Annotated in this window: 14 protein-coding genes; all 14 read right to left on the bottom strand. The window is 46.7% G+C overall.

Annotated elements, in window-relative coordinates:
- Position 1: 1 nt before the first annotated feature.
- Entirely contained in the window at positions 2-1,120 is a 1,119-nt protein-coding gene (locus tag NIASO_RS18710; protein WP_044046831.1) for a sialidase family protein, read from the bottom strand.
- Positions 1,121-1,372: 252 nt separating this feature from the next.
- A complete protein-coding gene (locus NIASO_RS18705) occupies positions 1,373-2,026 on the bottom strand; it encodes a DUF3826 domain-containing protein (protein ID WP_008588594.1) in 654 nt (217 codons plus the stop codon).
- Positions 2,027-2,033: 7 nt separating this feature from the next.
- The gene (locus NIASO_RS18700) at positions 2,034-4,757 is read right to left on the bottom strand and encodes an alpha-L-rhamnosidase (protein WP_008588592.1); all 2,724 of its coding nucleotides are present in this window, start codon (positions 4,755-4,757) and stop codon (positions 2,034-2,036) included.
- 9 nt (positions 4,758-4,766) lie between these two features.
- A complete protein-coding gene (locus NIASO_RS18695; protein WP_008588590.1) occupies positions 4,767-7,535 on the bottom strand; it encodes a glycoside hydrolase family 2 protein in 2,769 nt (922 codons plus the stop codon).
- Positions 7,536-7,703: 168 nt separating this feature from the next.
- A complete protein-coding gene (locus NIASO_RS18690) occupies positions 7,704-9,152 on the bottom strand; it encodes a sialate O-acetylesterase (protein ID WP_008588588.1) in 1,449 nt (482 codons plus the stop codon).
- Positions 9,149-10,681 (bottom strand): MGH1-like glycoside hydrolase domain-containing protein, encoded by a 1,533-nt coding sequence (locus NIASO_RS18685; protein ID WP_008588587.1) that lies wholly within the window; start codon positions 10,679-10,681, stop codon positions 9,149-9,151. Before NIASO_RS18685 ends, NIASO_RS18690 begins: the two co-directional genes overlap by 4 nt.
- A gap of 10 nt (positions 10,682-10,691) precedes the next feature.
- Complete coding sequence (locus tag NIASO_RS18680) at positions 10,692-12,176, bottom strand: FGGY family carbohydrate kinase (RefSeq protein ID WP_008588586.1); 1,485 nt, start codon at positions 12,174-12,176, stop codon at positions 10,692-10,694.
- 134 nt (positions 12,177-12,310) lie between these two features.
- The gene (locus NIASO_RS18675) at positions 12,311-13,291 is read right to left on the bottom strand and encodes an ABC transporter permease (protein WP_008588583.1); all 981 of its coding nucleotides are present in this window, start codon (positions 13,289-13,291) and stop codon (positions 12,311-12,313) included.
- Between the two features lie 8 nt (positions 13,292-13,299).
- A complete protein-coding gene (locus tag NIASO_RS18670; RefSeq protein WP_008588582.1) occupies positions 13,300-14,805 on the bottom strand; it encodes a sugar ABC transporter ATP-binding protein in 1,506 nt (501 codons plus the stop codon).
- On the bottom strand, positions 14,792-15,427 hold the full coding sequence (locus NIASO_RS18665) for a DUF2291 domain-containing protein (RefSeq protein ID WP_008588579.1): 636 nt from the start codon (positions 15,425-15,427) through the stop codon (positions 14,792-14,794). Before NIASO_RS18665 ends, NIASO_RS18670 begins: the two co-directional genes overlap by 14 nt.
- A 20-nt stretch (positions 15,428-15,447) precedes the next feature.
- Positions 15,448-16,395, bottom strand: coding sequence for a D-ribose ABC transporter substrate-binding protein (locus NIASO_RS18660; RefSeq protein ID WP_008588576.1), 948 nt, complete (start codon positions 16,393-16,395; stop codon positions 15,448-15,450).
- Between the two features lie 45 nt (positions 16,396-16,440).
- Entirely contained in the window at positions 16,441-17,409 is a 969-nt protein-coding gene (locus tag NIASO_RS18655; RefSeq protein ID WP_008588575.1) for a transketolase family protein, read from the bottom strand.
- 114 nt (positions 17,410-17,523) lie between these two features.
- The gene (locus tag NIASO_RS18650; RefSeq protein WP_008588573.1) at positions 17,524-18,348 is read right to left on the bottom strand and encodes a transketolase; all 825 of its coding nucleotides are present in this window, start codon (positions 18,346-18,348) and stop codon (positions 17,524-17,526) included.
- A gap of 50 nt (positions 18,349-18,398) precedes the next feature.
- Positions 18,399-19,814 carry an L-fucose/L-arabinose isomerase family protein gene (locus tag NIASO_RS18645; protein ID WP_008588570.1) on the bottom strand — a complete coding sequence of 472 codons (1,416 nt, stop codon included), beginning with the start codon at positions 19,812-19,814 and terminating at the stop codon, positions 18,399-18,401.
- Between the last annotated feature and the right edge of the window lie 241 nt (positions 19,815-20,055).

The following is a 20,055-nucleotide window of genomic DNA, read 5'->3' as shown; positions in this document are numbered from 1 at the left end:
ATTAATCGTCGGTTACCGTTCCCTTTAGCACCGCCGCTCCCGGCCATTTTTTATTTTTTATAGGTGTCAGCTTCAACTTTGACGGATCAATTTTTACATATTTTATCCGCTGCCGGCGCCAGGTATATACGATATGCACCATACCATCTTTGCCCTGGATCACCGACGGGTAGGAGTACTGGCTGATGGGTGAATCTTCCAGCACCAGCGCGGCATACCAGTTTTTACCATCTTTTGAAACGGCTACGTTCAGCGGCGTTCTGGGCCCCTTTCCTTTTACCCAGGTGGAGTCCGGCAATACATGATTGTATACCAATAACTGGCGGCCGTCTTTTAATGTTACGGCATCTGTTCCGGAATTATTATTGGGCAGATCCAGGGCCGTCATGGGCGACCATGTTTTGCCGTGATCTTTACTCCAGCTTTCATAAATGACGGTATTCCGCGTACGTCCCAGCACCTGCAGCGCACCATTCTTATATTTTAAAATAGAGGGCTGAATCGCGGAAAAAGTTTTGCCATCATTGATAGGAGCTGATTTTGTCCAGGTGTGGCCCCAATCCTTTGTATATTCAAAATGCACTTTCCAGCCGCCAACTTCCGTACTGGATGGACAAACCAAAACCCCGTTAATGAGTTCGGGTTTATTCTTAATGGGCCCCAGATAACCCTCCGGCAGCGCCTCCCGCGGGCTCCAGGTTTTCCCGTTATCTTTTGAACGCTTCATCCAGCCGGTCCATCCCGCCACATTAGGTCCTATCTTATAAAACAACAGCAACTCTCCCGTAGGTGCATAATACAACACGGGGTTATAACAGGCGTAACGGGTGGAATCATTCAATATACCATCCGCGACTAGTTGAGGGGCCGTCCATTTATTATTTACGAGGCGACTGGTCCAGATGCATACATCTTTATTACCTTCTTTGGTACCACCAAACCAGGCAGCGATCAGCCCATCGGGCGTTTCTGCAATAGTAGAGGCATGCGCCTGCGGAAAGGAGGCCGTATCGTAAATAAATTCGTCTACCAGGATGCCCTGCTTCCAGCGGTTGGTTTGTGCTGTAACAAAAACCGTTATCAACAAAAGACAAACGGTTAACAGATTTATTTTTTTCATCATCATTTATTATTTAATCTACTTTTTATTTTTACCCTGGCGAAAGTGCCAATGGCAGCATTATTCTGGAGCCTGTCCCGCTGAAGGCGGGATCGCACTCTTGTACTGTAGTGCAGATGGCATCATGCGTCACCAAACAAATTTCAAACTCCTTATGCCGGAATGATACCGTAGAGACCTCTCCGCTCCGGTCGAGGTGACGACGAACTGTCATTCGAAAAGAGCTCAATTAATTCGTCGTATCGAACTGCATCAACCCTTTTTCTTTGCCTTCTCTGCCTTCACCTTATCTACATAGTTCTTAAACAACTGCCTCCAGTTACGGCCGTTATTATTGAGGTATTGCTCGCATTTTGTTTTATAGATCTCAAATATAGCAGAGATCTCTTTCATACTCTTATAATCAATCGCCTGATCGCGCGCCTGTTTCAGATTTTTTACTATTTCGCCACGCTCTGTTTCTGTAAGATCAGGCACAATGGCTTCGTATCCTTTTAAAGTAAAGGCTACTTTACCAACCGTATACTTATCAAATACCTGTTCAATCTGTTCGGGTGTCAGCTCAGCATTTAAAACACGCATCAGGTTTTCGCGAACTGTTTTTGGTTTTTGAGAACAATAGATCACTTCCCAATCCAAATTACTAAAGGCGTTTCCGGTAGCCGGGTTGATCCCTCCGGGGTTTTGTTTTACCGGATGTGTATTATGCCAGTCCTTAACCGCATTAAGATGGGTTGCAATAGCAGCCTGCACCCGATCGGCTTTTGCCGCATCCGTTAAATACAATGCGGCTACCCATTCCGAAGCTTTCTTTTGGGTTTCAGCATCCGGATCGGCTGCCTGGGCATGTAACAATATACAAAAGCTCAGACTCAATAAACCCGCAATCATTTTTTTAAAATTCATATCATTTTTAATTTGTAAAGTGATAAATGCCGCTGCCCATCTCAAATATGGCATCGCCCCCACTCATGGTTATAAATTTAACAGCATTCTTTTCATCAATCATCCTTCCGGATTCTTTTACCTCTTTCCTGGATTTTGCCGGAACGTATATCCTTGCTACTGTATTGGCCGGTATCGTAATGGTCCATTTTAGTTTTCCGTTTTCCTGAGTCCAGTTACTGACGATCTCGCCTCTTACGCTTTTATACGCTGCCGAAATGTTTTCATCATTTCTAAAGGCCGGTTTCATCTCAATTTCTTTAAAGCCCTGCGCCTTTGATTTAATACCTGCGAGATCCTCAAACAGCCAAATCATCAGATCGCCCAGCAGCATAATATGATTTTGAGAATTCATCTGTGGGTTGGCGGTATTTCCATTCCATAGCTCCCAAATAGTTGTGGCACCGTTTTCAACCATATAGCCCCAGCTCGGGTAGGTTTTATTGGATGCCAGGGTATACGCCGCATCGGAGCGACCATTCTGCGTAAGCCCGCGCATGAGCCACTGTGTGCCGATCACCCCGGTGCTGATATGCATTTTATCTGCATTAAGCTTTTTAATGATATTGGTAAAAACCGCTTGCTTTTTATCTTCAGGAACCATCCCAAAATACCAGGGAAGGAGGTTGGCCGTAACCGTGCCGTTGTCATACTGGTTGCTGTCGGCCCTGAAGAATTTCTTATTAAATGCCGTCCGGATATTTTCTTTCAGCCGGGCGTACTCAGCGCCGTCGGAAGGATGGCCTGCTATGGCTGCGAAGTTTTGCATCAGCCCCAAAAGCCTGTAATAATACGCTGTGGCCAGCAAGGCCCCTTTTGTAGTTCGGGTGCTATCCTGCGAGCGGATCATTTTCAGATCTTCAGGCGGTACACACCAGTCGCCATATTTATCTTTTGTAACAATAAAATCTTTCATGTACCGGTTCTTCATATATAGCATCCATTTTTTCATGGACGGATAATGTTTAATGATGCTTTGGGTATCGTCAAATTGCTGGCGCAACATTTCGGCAACCAAAATATAGGTACCCGGCCAGGTAACATTATCACTATAATAATTCCAGAAAGCAGGCGCCACATCGGGTATGGCTCCTGCTGCCGTTTGAGCTGCTTCAATGTCATCTAACCATTTTGCATAAAACGCTGCATTATTGAACAAAAAGCTTTCCCCGTATGCGCCCTGCGCCCTGTCGCCCAGCCAGGGTTGGCGCTCGTTCCGTTGCGGGCAATCTACCGGCATCCCCTTATAATTGGACGCAATGCCCCACCAGGCATTCTTTACAACCTGGTTGATGGTTGCATTGGAGGTTGTTAACTGTCCCGCCGTTTGCATCTGGTCATACACCAGTTGTCCTTCAAAGTCGCTCACATCGGGCGTTCCCGGCCAGCCGCTTATTTCCACATACCGGAAACCATGATACACAAACTGCGGGTGCCAGACTTCTTCTCCCCCGCCGTTTAAGGTATACATATCTGTCACTTTTGCATCCCTGAGATTGGCAACATATAAGGCACCGTCCGGCTGCAGGCTCTCAGCAAAACGCATTTTTACCTTATCGCCTTTTTTACCGTTCACTTTGATCTGCAGCCAGCCAGCAAAATTCTGCCCCATATCTAAAATGTAAATGCCATCCCTCAATCTGTTAATGGACTTAGGCTGAATTTTTTCCATCACTTTCATAGAAGGATTGGGCTGTGGCCGCACTTGCCCTGCAGGCGCCGCAACGAGCTGCGGCTGTATCCATTTGGCAGCATCATAATTTACCGACGACCAGGCTCCTAACTCCTTTGTAGCATCATATTCCTCGCCATCATATTCGTTATTGGTACGAATAGGTCCATCTGCCGTAAACTTCCAGCTTTGATCGGAAACAATTGTTTCATTCGTTCCATCTTCATAAATAATATCCAATTGAAACAATAGCTTCGGAAAGCCAAAATTGTTTATTTTATACGGCTTATAATTTTGGCGCATGGTGAAGAAGCGGCCATTCCCTAATACCACGCCCACGGCATTATTGCCGGTAGTAATATGTTCCGTCACATCGTAAGTATTACTTAGTACAGTTTTACGATAATCGGTCGGGGCCGGCGTCAGCACTGCATCGCCTATTTTTTTACCATTGATCAGTAACGAATACATACCCAGCCCAACGATATTTACAAAAGCTTTTTTAATTTTTTTGGCGACGGGGAATTCTTTTCGAAAATACCTCGCCGAAAGCCGCGACCACTGTGTAATGCTATCCCACCCAAAGCCCCCGTCGTGCCCAATCCATTTTGCTTTCCATTCTGACTGCTTTACCAATCCAACTGTAAAAAACACAGGCTTACTCCACGCTTCTTCGCCTTTATTTGTAATCACTTTCACTTTTACATAATAATACCGGTTGACTTGTAATGAACTTCCGCTAAAATGCACAAACAATGTGTTATCGCTTTTCACTGTTCCGGACGACCATACATCACCTATGTTCTTTTCAAGAGCCGCTTTAGAGCTTGCCACCAGTATTTCATAAGCAGTTTGTTTTACCCCTCTTTTATCTGAGCTTAGTTGCCAGCTAAAGCGCGGTTGTAAAGTAGCAATACCAATTGGGGAGGCCTGCTGCTCTATTGTAAGATTTTGCACCTGAAGCTGGGCCCGGGCAGCAAAAGCAACGCCAACAAAAAACAGTATAAATCTGAACCGCATTATCAATTACTATTTTGAATTAAAATCAAACCACAATGTCATTTTCAATGCCCTGCCCGGATCTTTATCATAGTCGTAATAAATATTATCTAAGCCCATTGGGCCGGTAGTTTCCCGGGTCTGGGTTTTATTACCGATAGAAGGGATCGCCTGCATAAAGGAAATATCACCTTTGGGAAACCAGGGCTCATAGTTGTGCCAGGGGTCTGTTCGCCATTTGGCGGAATAGAGCCGCAGAAAAAGATCTTCTGTTTCAGTAGCTACAGTAAAGCTTTGTACACCACTGTTAAACTGTCCATAATAAAAACCGGAATAATATCCTTTAAACTCCGGATAGTTCCAGGTCTCGCCCGTTTCGGTGTTATTATACTTTTTATTCCAGATACCCAAAGAAGTTCCCTGCATCCGGTTGCGCCACACCCCGTAAGGGCCGTTGCCCATATAGGTTACCGAGCGCATTTCTTTCTCCGGAAAATCAAAATTGATCCCCAGCATTTTTGTATGCAAAGAATCGGGGAAATAATTTACGGTCAGTTGCACCCATCCATTGGTATGAATAGTCCATTGCAAGGTATTAAAACTATTCTTTTTATGATACGTAGAAGCCAGTACCAGATTTTTTGCCGAATCATAATGATAGGAAAGGTCTGCAAAATTGGTAGCGCCACCGGCGATCACCGGGCCGTTCGATAAGGGAAGCAGTCCTTTACTATTCTGAACTTCTTTTAATAAGCCATCCGCTTTATTGAATGTTAGTGTAATGGCACCCACACGCACTTTATAAAGAGTACCCTCCACTGCAATAGTAACCGGCTGTTTAGCTGTACTGCCCTTTACAAGTGCTCCGGTAATTTTAGCGGGCCGGCTGATCGGAAAACTCCAGGTAAACAGTTCCTGTTTATGATTGTCTGTAACCGTTATGTACAGCACATCGTAGCCATTCCATCCCGCAGGCAGCGTTACCTGTAAAATACCTTTGTTACCTGGTTTCACTGAAGGTGCTTTTGAGACACCGGTTATTGTTCCTTTTCTCAATGTCAGTTTTTCCAGTTTCCAGCTAAAGCTGCATTGGTCCAGGTTGGTGTATAAATACCGATTTTCAAGAATAAACCGGCCATCAAACTCCGGCGTTATTTCCCTGCGCTCAAAATACACCGGGCTCCATATTTGTTTCACTGCATAAAAACTTCCTTCTTTTTCATGATGCGGGCCTACGATGCCATCCGCAGCATTCCCTTTATTAGTATCGAGTGAATCGTTCAGATCCTTACGCACCACGGCCTGGTCTGCAAAATCCCATAAAAACCCGCCGGCATGCAGGGGATCCCGCCACATTTTTTCCCAGTAATCTTCCAATCCGGCGCCATGGCCGCCATCATACTGTCCATGCAGGAACTCTGTGGGTAATACGATATCATGACCCTGATCATAATTGCCCACGCCGTAATTATACTGGCGGTAATGCTGTGTTTCAATACCGTTAAACAATTGCCAGGGATGCACTACCGGCCGTTGTTGTATATCGAAACGGGTAAACAACGGATCCAGGTCAAAATTGTGCCCGCCCTCATTTCCATTCGACCATATTACAACAGAAGGATGATTGGCATCATGGTCGATCATTTCCTTTAACAATTTTGTTCCCGTTGGCGTATCATAATGCCCGTGCCAGCCGGCCAGTTCATCCATCACAAACAGGCCCAGCGAATCGCATACATCCAGGAAATGCCCGTCCGGCGGGTAATGGCTCATCCGCACCGCATTCATGTTCATTTGCTTTATCAGCAACACATCTTCAATACTGTTTTGCAGGCTCATGGTGCGACCGGTCTCCGGCCGGAAGGAATGCCGGTTGATCCCCTTGAATTTTGCTTTAACGCCGTTGATGTAAATACCATCGCGCTGCCTGAGCTCCACTGTACGGAATCCGAATTTTTGTGATACCCGGTGCACCACCTGCCCGTTCTTATATAAAGTAAAAACCACTTTATACCGGTTGGGAGCTTCCGGGCTCCAGGATTTTATACCGTTCAGTTGCCCTTGTGCAAAAAAGTTTCCCTTTCTAAGATCAGATGCATTTTGCGCGCCGTAACTGCCCACTTTGTTATTCCTGCTGTCATAGATCTCAAAACGCATGCGCTCCCTTCCTGATGCATTGGTTTGCACCACTGCTGCAAAGGAACCGTTTGCACGCGCGTCAATCTTAACTGCATTAATATGTGTTGGCGGTAATGCCTCTAACCAAACGGGCCGGAAGATGCCGCCAAAGATCCAGAAATCGCCTTTGCGCTCGGCCGCATTTACCGACTCATTGGCCGAATGTTTGGCTACCGCTACTTCCAGCAGGTTGTCTTTACCATAATTTAATAATTTACTGATGTCGTACCGGAACGCATAAAAAGCGCCCTGGTGTATAGGGCCTGCCAACGTCCCGTTTACTTTAACTTCGGCATCGGTCATCACTCCTTCAAAAACAATATTGATTACTTTATTTTTCCAGCCGGCCGGTACCGTAAAGCTGCGTTTATATAAACCCTTTTCTTTTCCTTTGGCGCTGTCTTTTGCAAACCCGTAATTATACTTCCCAAAACCCTGTAACACCCAGCAGGAGGGCACGCCAATGGTGGTCCATTTATTGGCATTCATTCCACCCGTGCAATAAAAATCCCATTGCACCATATCGTTATTTCCTTTTCCAGACAAATACTGCACTTCGGTTTGTTGTGCATTTGCCTGCGTTGCAAGGATCAAAAAAAGCATATAAATAATGCGTTTCATTTTTTTATTTTGTAAGCTTCTGTGCATCGCTCAGCCTCGTTGTGTCACTCACTTCATCTGTAGTGCAAGTCCCGGCAATGCGCTCTTCGGAACATACTGTTCCGAAGTAATTATTTTATCGCCTCAGGCGATAGAATAGTGCTGCGAGACTACAAGTCTCGCAGAGCGTCATTCCGGCTTAAACGCCGCCATCAATTTACTATCGGTCCGGAACGGCAATGCCGGCAACCCATCCTTATTATACAGGTTGGGCCTGGCGTCCTCCCGCCAGGCAAAGCGTACCGCGCCCGGTTTTTTTATACCCGCAGCGGAAACCCAAACTTTGTTATTCTTTATAACTGCTGTTGCCGGAACATACTGCCCTTGTTCATCTGCCATTTCAAAACAGTTCAGCGGCTTTCCATTCCTGCTGACCAGTCCCTTCCCCGTATAATCAAAACTGATCACCATAGCTGCACCTTCTATTATTACCGTCTTAAACACAGGCCCCATGGGTGTTGCAGCCGATGCATGGTAGGTTTTACTTAAAGCCGACTGCGCCAGGCGTTTGCCCAAATCCCATTTATCAACCGGGTGCAGGTCTGCGGGGTTATCATTCAGATCCATTGTATTGATCATTACCGTATTCGGTATTTTCAACGCCGCCTGCTGGGCTTCCCAAAATTCGGGCTCGCTAAAAACCGTATAAGGTCGATCCTTGGCCTTCGAATAATAATACGGAGCAATCTGCACATAATAAAATGGCAATGCGGAATTGCGCCATTCTTTACGCCAGTAATTGATCAGCGCATTCATCTTGTAAGTGTATTGCAGCCGCTCATTCAGAAAGCAATTGGATTCTCCCTGATACCACAAAAAGCCTTTCAACGCAAAAGGGATCAGCGGTCGGATCATCGTATTGTAGAATTTACCGGGATCCCCGTCAATCTTATGTGTACTGTCTGTTTGCTTTTTAAAAAAATCCAATACCGTAAAAGCTTCGCGGGGCATCCAGGGTTCTATCCGGCTCCCCGGTATGGCTGCTGAAATAATGCCCACCGGCACTTTTAATTTGGCTTGCAATTCTTTGCCAAAAAAATAACCGGCAGCAGAAAAGCTGCGCAGGGCATCATCTTCCGCAACGGACCATCCGGCGTGCGTAAGGTCCGGAGCCATTTTTTTTCGTTCCACCAGGAAGATGCGGATATTTTTATTATGCGCCGTTTCCAGCTCTTTTACCGGCCAGCCGGCTCCGGGAGGGGATTGCAATTTGCCGATCTTGCGCATGGCGAATTCCATATTAGACTGCCCCGAGCACAGCCATACTTCTCCCACAAGAATATTATTGAGTTTTATTATTTCCTGCCCCGAAACAATTTCCAGCACCGCAGGATCAAAAGAAGCCTTCAAGGGACGCAGCTCAATTTTCCAACTGCTGTCGGCCTTTACCGCTGTAGTTGCTTTTTGTCCTTTAAATGTTGCGGCAACCTGTTTCCCGGGTATTCCACGGCCCCATACTGCAACTGGTTGTCCCTGTTGCAACACCATGTTATTCCCGATGATCTTTGCAACGGAAAGCTGCGCTCTTGCCTGTGTGCCAAGCAATATTACTAGTCCTATGATCCATCTATATCTCATTTCAAGATGCCTTTTACAATACCCAATTTATCTGAACGGCCCACTAATTTCCCATCCGCCCAAACGGATAAGCCTTTCCCTTTATGATATTTTTTTCCTGTTTTATCCCAGATAATCGTTAATATTTTTCCATGATATAAAATATTATCCAGGGCAAACCAGTCCCATGTACCGGCTGGCAGCAAAGGATTTACTTCAACCTGGTTATCCGCGCGGGGGCGCAGTCCTGCCAGTCCGGTAATTACAAGATCATTGAAAGTAGAATGATTGTAATAACGACCCCGCTCATCTGCCGTAAGCCACTGCCCGGTTTTTTCATCCATATACTCGCCGATATAAGGCGCCCCGTTTTTATGCTGTGCTGCCGCATACTTTTTCAACTGAAGAAAATAATCCTTTTTTGATACGTAAGCCTGTCTATAATTATTCAGCAAATTAGCCATGGCGGTTAGTGTTTGCGCTGTTGCAAAAGGCCACACGGCACCATCCCATTCACATTTGCAGCAGCCATGCGTACGAAACGCCGGATGGCTCCGGTCAGCGGTGGTAATACCGGCAGGTGCATTAAAATGCGCCGGGCTCATCAGTTTGCTCCATGCCCTGCTATAAGAGGCGTCGGGCATATTAAAATACCAGGGAATAAAGCCGATCTCCTCCATCACATTGGCCAGGGTATCTGCCGGCTGTTTGCGCACTTCAAAAAACTGCGCTTTGCTATTCCATAAATTGCGTTGCACTAATTTCTTTAGGGTATCCGCTTTTTCCTGATATAAATGCTGCAATGTGGTATTACCCGCCAGCATTGCAATTGCGGAGATGGCTTTAGCGTTCCCGTACATATAGCCATTAATCGAAGGCCGCGGATTTTTTTCTTTACGTCCGCCGCTGATGGTTTCCTCCATGGCATCCCGAACATCATATTGCCAGAACAAACCACCAGGGTATCTTTTTTCATCCTCCCATGCCTGGTAATCCGCCTGCAGATCGGGTAACAAGTTTTTCACAAATGCGGTATTGCCGTTTACCAAAAACCGGTTATAAATGGCATCACTGTTCCAACTGCTGTAAAACCGCAATTTCTTTAACGGCTTTCCCTCATTACCGCGGTACCAGGTCAGCAGATCATCATCCAGGTATTGCTGATTGTGCAGCCAGCGCGCTTCATAAATATGATGCCCCAGGCCGCTGCTGATCAAATTATACTTATCTGCATACGAGCGTTTTATTAAAAACTCTGTAATGGCAAATCCCTGTGGTGTTTGTATGATATGTTTACGCAGGGTCCACCAGCGGAAATAATAGATCTCTTCAAATTTTTTGTCGGGGCAACTAAACAGCGGAATATTTTTTTGCATCCAGTTCCAGGAGGCCGCATCCGGAATGGGCTGAACAACGGTTTCCTGCGGCAAGGTGTTAAACCGGTCCACATAGTGTTTAAAATCCGCATCGCGGAGCACCAGTGGCTGCGCGGCGCCTTGTACAGCCATAAACATTCCCAGCAATCCTGTTATAAATTTATCTATCCTCATTACACTCAATTTATATTTTTCCGGCGATGACATCCCGCCAGCCTTTATATCCTTCCTTTGCTAATGCCTTTCCCACGGAAGGAGTGTTTTGTTTTTTATTTTTTTCCAGGCCCATCAATGTTTCCAGGCCGCTAAATATCCCAGCTTCCAATCCGGCCATGTAAGCCGCACCCAGGGCCGATACATCGGCCATAGTACTTTGATAAACCGGTTTATCCAGCACATCCGTCATAAACTGCATTACAAAATTATTAGCTGTAAGCCCACCATTCGTCATCAATTCTTTTAATGCGATCCCCGTATCCATTTCCATAGCCGCGATCACGTCTTTTACCTGGTAGGCTACCGATTCCAGCGCGGCCCGTACAATATGATTTTTTGTAGTGCTAAAGCTCATCCCCGTCAGGGAGGCCTTCCGGTTCATTTGCCAGTGCGGGGAACCCAGCCCGCTGAAGGCAGGTACCAGGTAAATGCCCCCGTTATCAGATACGGATTCCGCCATGGCAGCCGTCATCCGGCTGTCTTCAAATAATTGCAGTTCATTCTTCAGCCATTCCAGCGTAGCACCGCAGGTCACGATCACGCCTTCCAATGCATAATCCACCCGGCCTTTTATGCTCCAGTTTATGGTCGTAACCATTCCCTTTTTTGAAGCCAGGGGCCGGTTGCCAATATTCATTAAAATGCTGCAGCCCGTTCCCAATGTTGCCTTAGCCGAACCCGCCGTAAAGCAGCCTTCACCAAAAGCAGCGGCATGGGAATCACCGATCATACCTGTCACCGGTATCTCTTTTTTTAATAATCCATTTATGCTGGTGTCACCAAAATGCGCTGATGAGGGTCTTATTTCCGGCAGCCGGATATTACTAAGTCCAAACAATTGCAACAGCTCCTGATCCCATTGCAGCGAGTGAATATTAAAAAACAAGGTGCGTGACGCATTGGTATGATCTGTATAGTAACTATCGCCGTTGGTTAATTTATACAGCACCCAGGTGTCAACCGTTCCAAAAAAAACCTCTCCCTGCTGTATTTTTTCCTTTATGATTGCATTGTGCTGCACCAGCCAGATCAACTTGGTTGCAGAGAAATAAGGATCAATGACCAGGCCCGTTGCTGCATTTATCTGTTCCGACAATCCCTGTTGTTTTAATTGTTCACAGATGGCCACCGAGCGTTTGCACTGCCAGACCACAGCGGGGCAAAGCGGTGTTCCCTGCTTATCCCATAGTACAAAGGTTTCCCGCTGATTCGAGATCCCGATAGCGCTGATGGCATTTTTATCACCTCCATTAGACAAAAGATCATCCAGGCATTTGGCTACCGAAGCAACAACGTTTTCATAAATTCCCATGGGATCCTGTTCTACAAACCCCTCACCGAAATGATGGGTGTGCAGCGGTTTGGTGCCCCTGGCCAGTACCTGCCCCGATGCATCCACTACCAACGTTTTGGTGCCGCTTGTACCTTGATCTATAGAAAGAATAAAAGACATTTATGATTTGTTAATTCTTTATGGTAAGTATATCCGCTGCCCCATGCAACACAGCCGACGCTGTGCGATCCCGCCTTCTGCGGGACAGGCTCCAGATTGATGCCATTTGACCTGAAGTCGGGTCCAATATTTTATCAGTCATTTTTATTACCAATCTTATCAATAATAACCGCCAGCAGAATTACGCCACCCTTTACCACCTGCTGCCAAAACGGAGATACGTTCAATAATACCAGGCCATTGTTCAGTACGCCGATAATAATAGCGCCCATAACCGTGCCCCAAACCGTACCGCGACCACCGCTCAACGATGTGCCGCCGATAACAACCGCCGCAATAGCATCCAGTTCGTAACTAACCCCTGCATTAGGTTGTGCAGAATCGAGCCGGGAAGTAACGATGATGCCGCCCACAGCTGCCATCATGCCTGCCAGGGCATATACCATTATCACTACTTTCGGGATATTGATGCCTGAAAATTTTGCAGCGGTCTCGTTGCCGCCGATGGCATAAATATACCGGCCCAGCCGGGTTTGCTTTGTTATAAAAGCCGCCAACAATACCACCAGCAGCGCGATCCAGACCGGTACCGGGATACCCAAAAAGGAGCCGGCGCCGATAAAAGCAAATTTTGGCCCCAGGTTGCTGATGGGCTGTCCTTTTGTGTACAACATGGTGAGTCCGCGCGCAATCGTAAGCATCGCCAGTGTTGCCACAAAGGGCGGCACTTTAAATTTTGTGATCACAAAACCATTAAACCACCCCAATACACTGCCCACTAGCACTGCTGCCAATAACACACCAAAAATCGTAAACCCGACATACATATCACCAGATGGAAATGTCCATCCGTTTTTAAGCAGCCCGGCCGCAATAGCCCCACAAAGCGCCAGTACGGAGCCTACCGAAAGATCAATCCCCGCCGTTAACACCACCAGGGTCATACCGGTAGCCACACAAATATTGACGGCCGTTTGCCGCAGGATATTTAACCCGTTATCTGCCGTAAAAAATTTATCTGTAAGCACACTTAGCAGTATGCATAATACCACCAGTGCGATTAACGACTGCAGGCTTTTGATCCGCTGCTTATAGGTAATAGTAGCTTCCGACATTCCTGAAATTAATTTTTATGAATGGCTAACTGTAATAATCCGGATTCACTTGCTTCCGCAACAGGGAGGTCTCCGGTAAGCTCCCCTTCACACATTACCAATACGCGGTGTGCCAGCGCAAGGATCTCGGATATTTCCGAAGAAACAACAATAACCCCTACTCCTGTAGCGGCCAGCGCTTTTATCAATTGGTATAACTCTGCTTTCGCCCCCACATCGATGCCTCGTGTGGGTTCATCCAGCAGCAGCACTTTTGGCTTTTTGGCCAGCCATTTAGCGATAACGATTTTCTGCTGGTTGCCGCCGCTTAAATGACGCGACAGGGTTTCCTGCGAGGCCGTCTTTATATTTAATTGCCTGATATACTCATTTACAAGCGAACGTTCCTTTGTTTTATTGATCATCAATCCTTTTGCCTGCAATCCATCCAAAACGGTGATGCTTGTATTGGGCCGCACGGCCAGATCCAGGCAAAGTCCCTGCAGCTTGCGGTCTTCCGGAACCAGCATGATACCCGCTGCAACAGCACCAGCCGGAGACCGGGGTATTTGTTTTAAAGATCCAATCTGCATGGTGCCAGAGCTTAGTTTGGGATGCAAGCCGAAAAGGGTTTCCATCAATTCGGTCCTGCCGGCGCCCATCAATCCATATACGCCCAGGATCTCTCCTTTGTGTACCGTGAAGCTTGTATCTTTTACCAGCCAGGCCGACGGTGCCGCAGGATTTTTAAGACTGATCTTTTTCACCTCCAGCAACGGTTCGGTACAATCAACAGGCGTATCGTTTCGCTGGATGATAATTTTTCGCCCGGCCATCATTTCAATTAACGCTTCCTGGGTAATCTCTTTCATATCACCGGAAGCCACCGTAGTGCCATCACGCAATACGATATACCGGTCGGCTTTTAAAAAAAGTTCTTTCAATTTATGAGAGATATAAACAATCGTTTTACCCGCTTCCTTCAATTCATCGATGATCTTAAACAAATGTTCCACCTCCCGGTCCGTAATTGCGGAAGTAGGTTCATCCATAATGATCAACTCCGCATTCGTGTAAAGCGCCCGGGCGATCTCTACCAACTGCTGTTGCCCCACCTTTAATTTATGAACGGGTGTATCCGGAGACAACTCCAGTTTTACGCGCTGCAGTAACTGGCTGGTTTCGTTTTTCATTTTTGGTTTATCGAGCAAACCAAAGGGGTTGATCAACTCACGGCCCAGGAAGATATTTTCGGTAATGGTGAGCTGGGGCACCAGATTCAGCTCCTGGTGAATGATAACGATCCCGGCCTTTTCCGCATCTTTTGTTGAAGCAAACCGGACAGCGTCTCCCTTATAGATCAGCGTTCCCTCGTATTCTGTATATACACCGGAGAAGATCTTCATCAGGGTAGATTTACCGGCGCCGTTCTCCCCGATAATGGCATTTACCTTACCGGGCAACAGCTCCAGGTTCACCTTATCCAACGCGGTGATACCGGAAAATTTTTTGCTTATATTTTTAGCGACCAGCATCGGAGGATATTTTTATGCGTACCGGTATGATCTCAATATTATCAAAATGAAGATGTTCTTTGTTTAATTCTATGGCGCCTGTAAATTCGAACCGGGTGCCGGGCTTCAGGAGTGGCCGCCATTCCGATGCGATCTGATTGCGCACTCTTTCATTCATGGCTTCGGAAATACTGTTCAGGTCATTGGTATTGGGGAAAGTCGTCAGGTCAACCAATCGCGAAGCATCCCGAAGTGTATTCCCGTAAACAAATTCGGTTTGCAGGATGGCTTTAAGCGGTTGCGTTGATTGTAGGGTAATCAACAGTTCATCTTCGTGCACACTATCTACAATGGCGGCGCCTTTTACGAGCGCATACCGGTAATTGCCGATCGCCAGGGCATTGGTGTACTGATCAAAAGCCTTGCTACCAACGGTCTCCAGGGCATTTTTTAATATATTGATATCAATCGCACTGTCCAGTTTAGCGGGCAACCGGTTTTTCCACAATTGATCTACATAGCTTTTCGTATCCAGTTTTGCCGGGGAGGCCCGGACACTACTGAGTTTTTTAATATAAACGGAATTATACACTGCAAGAGCAACCAGCAGGATCCCGATTCCATATTTAAGCAATTTATTCACTCCGTCGATTATTTATCGTTTTATTTTTTCCCATAGGCCGCATAATCATCTACATTTTTATTGGTAACGAGCTCTACGGCAACCGGTATTTTTTGGGGGAACGACCGCTTTCCTTTGATATAGTCATCCGCAAATACAGCCGCCGTTTGCGCCATTACCGCGGGAAACTGCATACCGGTGGCCGCCACTTTGCCGTCCCTGATGGCGTTGATCACATCATCGGCGCCATCAAATCCAAATACTTTTACTTCCGCAGCTTTCCCGGCTGTAAGCAGCGCCTGATAAGCGCCCATGGCCATGGCATCGTTACCGCAAAACACCCCGTCAATATCCGGATGCGCCTGAAGGATCGATTCCATTACTTCCATTGCTTTATTCCGGTCAAAATCCGCGCTTTGCTGCGCCACCATTTTTAACCCCGTGTAATGATCCACCACACTGTGAAATCCTTTGGAGCGAGCCCAGGTATTGTTATCGCCCACCAGCCCCAGGAGCTCTACGTAATTGCCCTTCTTGTGCAATGTTTGCACAAAATATTTCCCAAGCGCCACCGCACCGGAATAACTATCGGAAAGGATCTGGGAAGTAGCCGCTGTAAGGGAGTTGATCTCGCGGTCCATGCAAAATACCGGGATTCCGGCAGCCTTTGCCTTCTGCACATTCGCTACCGATCCGTCCGCATCCGTAGGATTAAATAAGATAGCATTATAACCCTGCACGATGATATTATCAAAATGATCGCTTTCCAATGCCGTATTATTCTGAGAGTCGAACAATTTGGTTTCATAGCCCAGGGCCTGTGCTTTTTCTGCCGCCTTTTCCCCAAGAAATACAAACCAGGGATTGTTCAGGGTCGAGATCACAATCGCGATTTTTTTCTGTTTTGATGCATCGTGCTTTTGCCCACACGCTCCCAACAGGAAAATAGTGCAGCAAATCATCAACAGTTTGCCAATCGTTTGTTTCATTACTCGGGTATTTATTTTTGTAGTGCCGTTGTCCACACCTGTCGATTACTGTATTGCCACCTGGACCAGTGCCCGGGCCGCATCAGCGATGCCCGTTTTACTGATCCCGTAGTGTCTGAAAATATCACCCTGTGAACCGGTAACCGTATATTCATCAGGGATACCCATTATTTTAAACGGCCTGCAAATACCCTGCTGCAGCAACCAGGAAGCGCAGGCTTCCCCCAGCCCTCCGTAAATACTATGCTCTTCCACGGTAAGCACTGCTTTGCATTTACGGGCAACAGCCGAAAGCAACTCTGCATCCAGTGGTTTTATCGTATGCATGCTCACAACAGTAGCCGCAATGTTCTCCTCCCGCAACAAAGCCGCTGCTTCCAATGCCGGTTGCACCGTTTCACCACAGGCGATGATGGCAATCGCATCACCTTCTACAATAACACGCCCCTTGCCAAATGCAAATACTTCCTCCGAAGCTTCCTTTAAAAACGGCATGGGCTTCTTGCCAAACCGCAGGTATACCGGCAGTTCCGTTTTTGCCGCCAGCTCAATGGCCTGTTCCGTTTCCCAGTTATCGGCGGGTGCTGCTACAATAATATTATTGATGGCCCGGAGCGCGGCAAAGTCGTGCAAACTATGATGCGTTGTGCCCAGTGCGCCATAGCTGACACCGGCGCTGATCCCGATAACCTTTACAGGATTGTTGCTATAAGCCACATCATTTTTTATCTGTTCCAGTGCCCTGGCCGTAAGAAAGCAGGCGGGTGAGGTGGCAAATACTTTTTTATTGCAGGAGGCCAGTCCCGCTGCCACTCCCACCAGGTTTTGTTCGGCGATGCCCACTTCAACGATCTGTTTTGGGAAACGCTTTCCAAAAGGCACCAGCTTGCCCGAACCGCGGCTGTCACTGGTTACGGCAACAATATTGCGGTCGGTTTCCGCCAGCCGCTGCAGGGTTTCCGAAAACACTTCCAGGTTGGGCTTGCAGGATGTTGTATTAATTTGTTCTGCCATCGTTTTATATATCTGTTTTCATTTTCGGCCGGAAAGGCGGTAAAGCGGTAATTGAAAAACAAAATCTTCCCGACTTTTCGGCTTCCCGGCGAACCAGGGAAGAAATTTTATATTTTATAAGGTCGTCAATACCTGATCCAGCTCTTTGATGGCCTGTTCATATTCCTCGGCTGACGGAACGCCATGATGCCACTTCAACACATTTTCCATATAGCTCACCCCCTTACCCTTAGTAGTGTGCGCAATGAGTAAGCTGGGTTTGCCGGCTTCAAAAGGGTGCTGCTGCAGCATGCTTTTTAACGCTTCAACATCATTGCCTTCCACTTCCTTTACGGCCCAGCCAAAGCTTTTCCATTTTTCATCCAGCGGATCCGTATTGCATACATCAGCCGTTGGCGCGGTTATCTGCAAACTGTTTTTGTCAACAATAGCACAAAGATTATCCAGTTTGTAATGAGCAGCCGTCAGTGCGGCTTCCCAGTTGCTACCCTCCGGCATTTCTCCATCGCCCATTAAGGTGTATACGTTATAGTCTTTACCATCCAGCTTTCCCGCGATAGCGGTGCCTACGGCGATGGGCAGGCCGTGCCCCAGGGCGCCTGTGTTTTGCTCCACGCCCTTCACTTTGCGGGTAGGATGGCCGATATAATGTGATTGGTACTGGCACAACGTATTCAGATCTTCTTCCGGGAAAAATCCTTTATCGGCGAGCACCACAAACAACGCTTCAACGGTATGACCCTTACTTTGAATATACCGATCCCGGTCGGGCGAAGAAAAATTTCCGGGAGATACGTTCATGATCTCATTGTACAAAACATTAAGAATGTCTGTACAGGATAAGCTTCCGCCGGTGTGACCCGCTTTTGCCTTTACAATGTATTTCAGTATCTTTTTACGATACTCCGCGGACTTTTGTTTTAATTCTTTTGTTGTCATGCTCAATTGTTCAGGGTTCAACATTCAATGTCAGCACTGTTCACTTATTATTATTCATGCACATGTGTATCCCAACCCAAATAATTTTCCATAGCTTCTTTTAAAATGCCGGCTGTTTTGCTGGCATTCATCACTACATGATGTTCGAAACCATTCCGGCATATATAGTGCATCAGCCCCTGTAAATTATTGATCTGCGCCACAGCGCGGTTACCAAAGGTTTTGAGCTCATCATCCGTCAACGCTCCTTCACCCACATAAGCCCTAATCACTCCTTTGCAATCATCTGTACTGATCCGCCCATACGTCAATGGCATAGCGGGTGTGCGACCATCCAGCGCGCCATAGGTATTTTCCGTACCAACAGAAGTACCCAAAATCGGCGCCGTGCTGATACTGATATCCGGCAGGAAGGATTTGGCCCAGTTGCCACAATGAAACAATACACATTTGCTTTCATCATCAGCATAATTATTATTCCAGTCTACCAGCGCACTTGGAGCGCCACTTGCCAATTGCAGCGCATACATACTCAGGGTGCCCGTCACATCTACTTCACAGGCGCTGGGCAACATATTTTCGCTCATCATACTCATGCTGGTACAAACATTGCAGCCGTAATTTTGCTGTAAGGAGGTCCAGCATTGGATCGCTGTACAGTCCAGTGCATTTTCCTGCATAAAGGCCCGCAGCACTACGTCCAGCTTCGCGATCTGGACTAATTTTTCGCTGGGTGTTTTCCCTACGGAAGTATACGCATGGATCTGTTCCAACTTATCCTTCACCACCTGATCATTCGCCGTTAATTTATTGGCATTACCCAGGATCTCGGAAAGATCAACCGTTGTTACGGAGATACCATTACGCTGTAAAATTTTTTCGCTGTACCGAACGGTGTTAAATGCAGTGGGTCTGGCTCCTACGGCCCCGATGCGCACCTTTTTTAATCCCCCTACCACTTTACATACCGATGTAAAATCCAAAAGATCTTTTTGAAATACCGGATCATTTAACCGGATCACATGTTTGGAGGTAAGGGTATATTTGATCCCGTACTGGTATAAATTATTACATACGGATATTTTACCACACCAGGCGTCCCGCCGGTTCACCACATCGAGTTTATTCAGATCATCCGGATAGGCCTGCACCAGCACCGGAACATCGAGTCCTGCCAGTTTTAGCGTTTCGGCCACGCCTTTTTCATCTCCGAAATTGGGAAGCACTACCAAAACACCTTCTATTGTTTCCCGGTGCTGACGGAACAGGGCAGCGCATTTCTGTGCATCTGCAAAGGTTTCCACTCCACCGAGCTTGGTATCCGCATCGGCTAAAAATATACCGCGAATGTTTAGCTGTTTGAATAATCCGATCAATTCAGTACGTGCTTCCGCCACCAGTTTATCAGGAAAAAAATCGCGGTTGCCAATGATGACGCCAAGCGTGGAAACAGGAGTATCTGCCATTTTATTATTTATTTTATGCGATGCGAGCACTTTATACTGATCTGAAGGCATTAAAACATCGTTCGATCCATAATGACTGTAAGAAGATCTTATCTAAAAAAGCAATCGCGGCTTTTGTTATTTGTTTGTCTTTTTATATCCGAATAAAATTATTCTACTTATTACAGCATTGGTTGTACTATATAATTAAGCTGATGGAGTATATTACTTTTTTATGCAAACGTATGCGGCGCATTACAAG

Origin of the sequence: Niabella soli DSM 19437, assembly GCF_000243115.2 — a bacterium.
Taxonomy (GTDB): domain Bacteria; phylum Bacteroidota; class Bacteroidia; order Chitinophagales; family Chitinophagaceae; genus Niabella; species Niabella soli.
Note: the sequence above shows the minus strand (reverse complement) of the source record. Positions and strands in the feature narration are given on the sequence as shown.

What these genes read in the sequence shown, in the direction of transcription:
- NIASO_RS18670 (WP_008588582.1), bottom strand. Translation starts at nt 14,805, where the DNA reads ATGCTGGTCGCTAAAAATATAAGCAAAAAATTTTCCGGTATCACCGCG.
- NIASO_RS18685 (WP_008588587.1), bottom strand. Translation starts at nt 10,681, where the DNA reads ATGAGGATAGATAAATTTATAACAGGATTGCTGGGAATGTTTATGGCT.
- NIASO_RS18705 (WP_008588594.1), bottom strand. Translation starts at nt 2,026, where the DNA reads ATGAATTTTAAAAAAATGATTGCGGGTTTATTGAGTCTGAGCTTTTGT.
- NIASO_RS18645 (WP_008588570.1), bottom strand. Translation starts at nt 19,814, where the DNA reads ATGGCAGATACTCCTGTTTCCACGCTTGGCGTCATCATTGGCAACCGC.
- NIASO_RS18655 (WP_008588575.1), bottom strand. Translation starts at nt 17,409, where the DNA reads ATGGCAGAACAAATTAATACAACATCCTGCAAGCCCAACCTGGAAGTG.
- NIASO_RS18690 (WP_008588588.1), bottom strand. Translation starts at nt 9,152, where the DNA reads ATGAGATATAGATGGATCATAGGACTAGTAATATTGCTTGGCACACAG.
- NIASO_RS18650 (WP_008588573.1), bottom strand. Translation starts at nt 18,348, where the DNA reads ATGACAACAAAAGAATTAAAACAAAAGTCCGCGGAGTATCGTAAAAAG.
- NIASO_RS18710 (WP_044046831.1), bottom strand. Translation starts at nt 1,120, where the DNA reads ATGAAAAAAATAAATCTGTTAACCGTTTGTCTTTTGTTGATAACGGTT.
- NIASO_RS18675 (WP_008588583.1), bottom strand. Translation starts at nt 13,291, where the DNA reads ATGTCGGAAGCTACTATTACCTATAAGCAGCGGATCAAAAGCCTGCAG.
- NIASO_RS18680 (WP_008588586.1), bottom strand. Translation starts at nt 12,176, where the DNA reads ATGTCTTTTATTCTTTCTATAGATCAAGGTACAAGCGGCACCAAAACG.
- NIASO_RS18660 (WP_008588576.1), bottom strand. Translation starts at nt 16,395, where the DNA reads ATGAAACAAACGATTGGCAAACTGTTGATGATTTGCTGCACTATTTTC.
- NIASO_RS18695 (WP_008588590.1), bottom strand. Translation starts at nt 7,535, where the DNA reads ATGAAACGCATTATTTATATGCTTTTTTTGATCCTTGCAACGCAGGCA.
- NIASO_RS18700 (WP_008588592.1), bottom strand. Translation starts at nt 4,757, where the DNA reads ATGCGGTTCAGATTTATACTGTTTTTTGTTGGCGTTGCTTTTGCTGCC.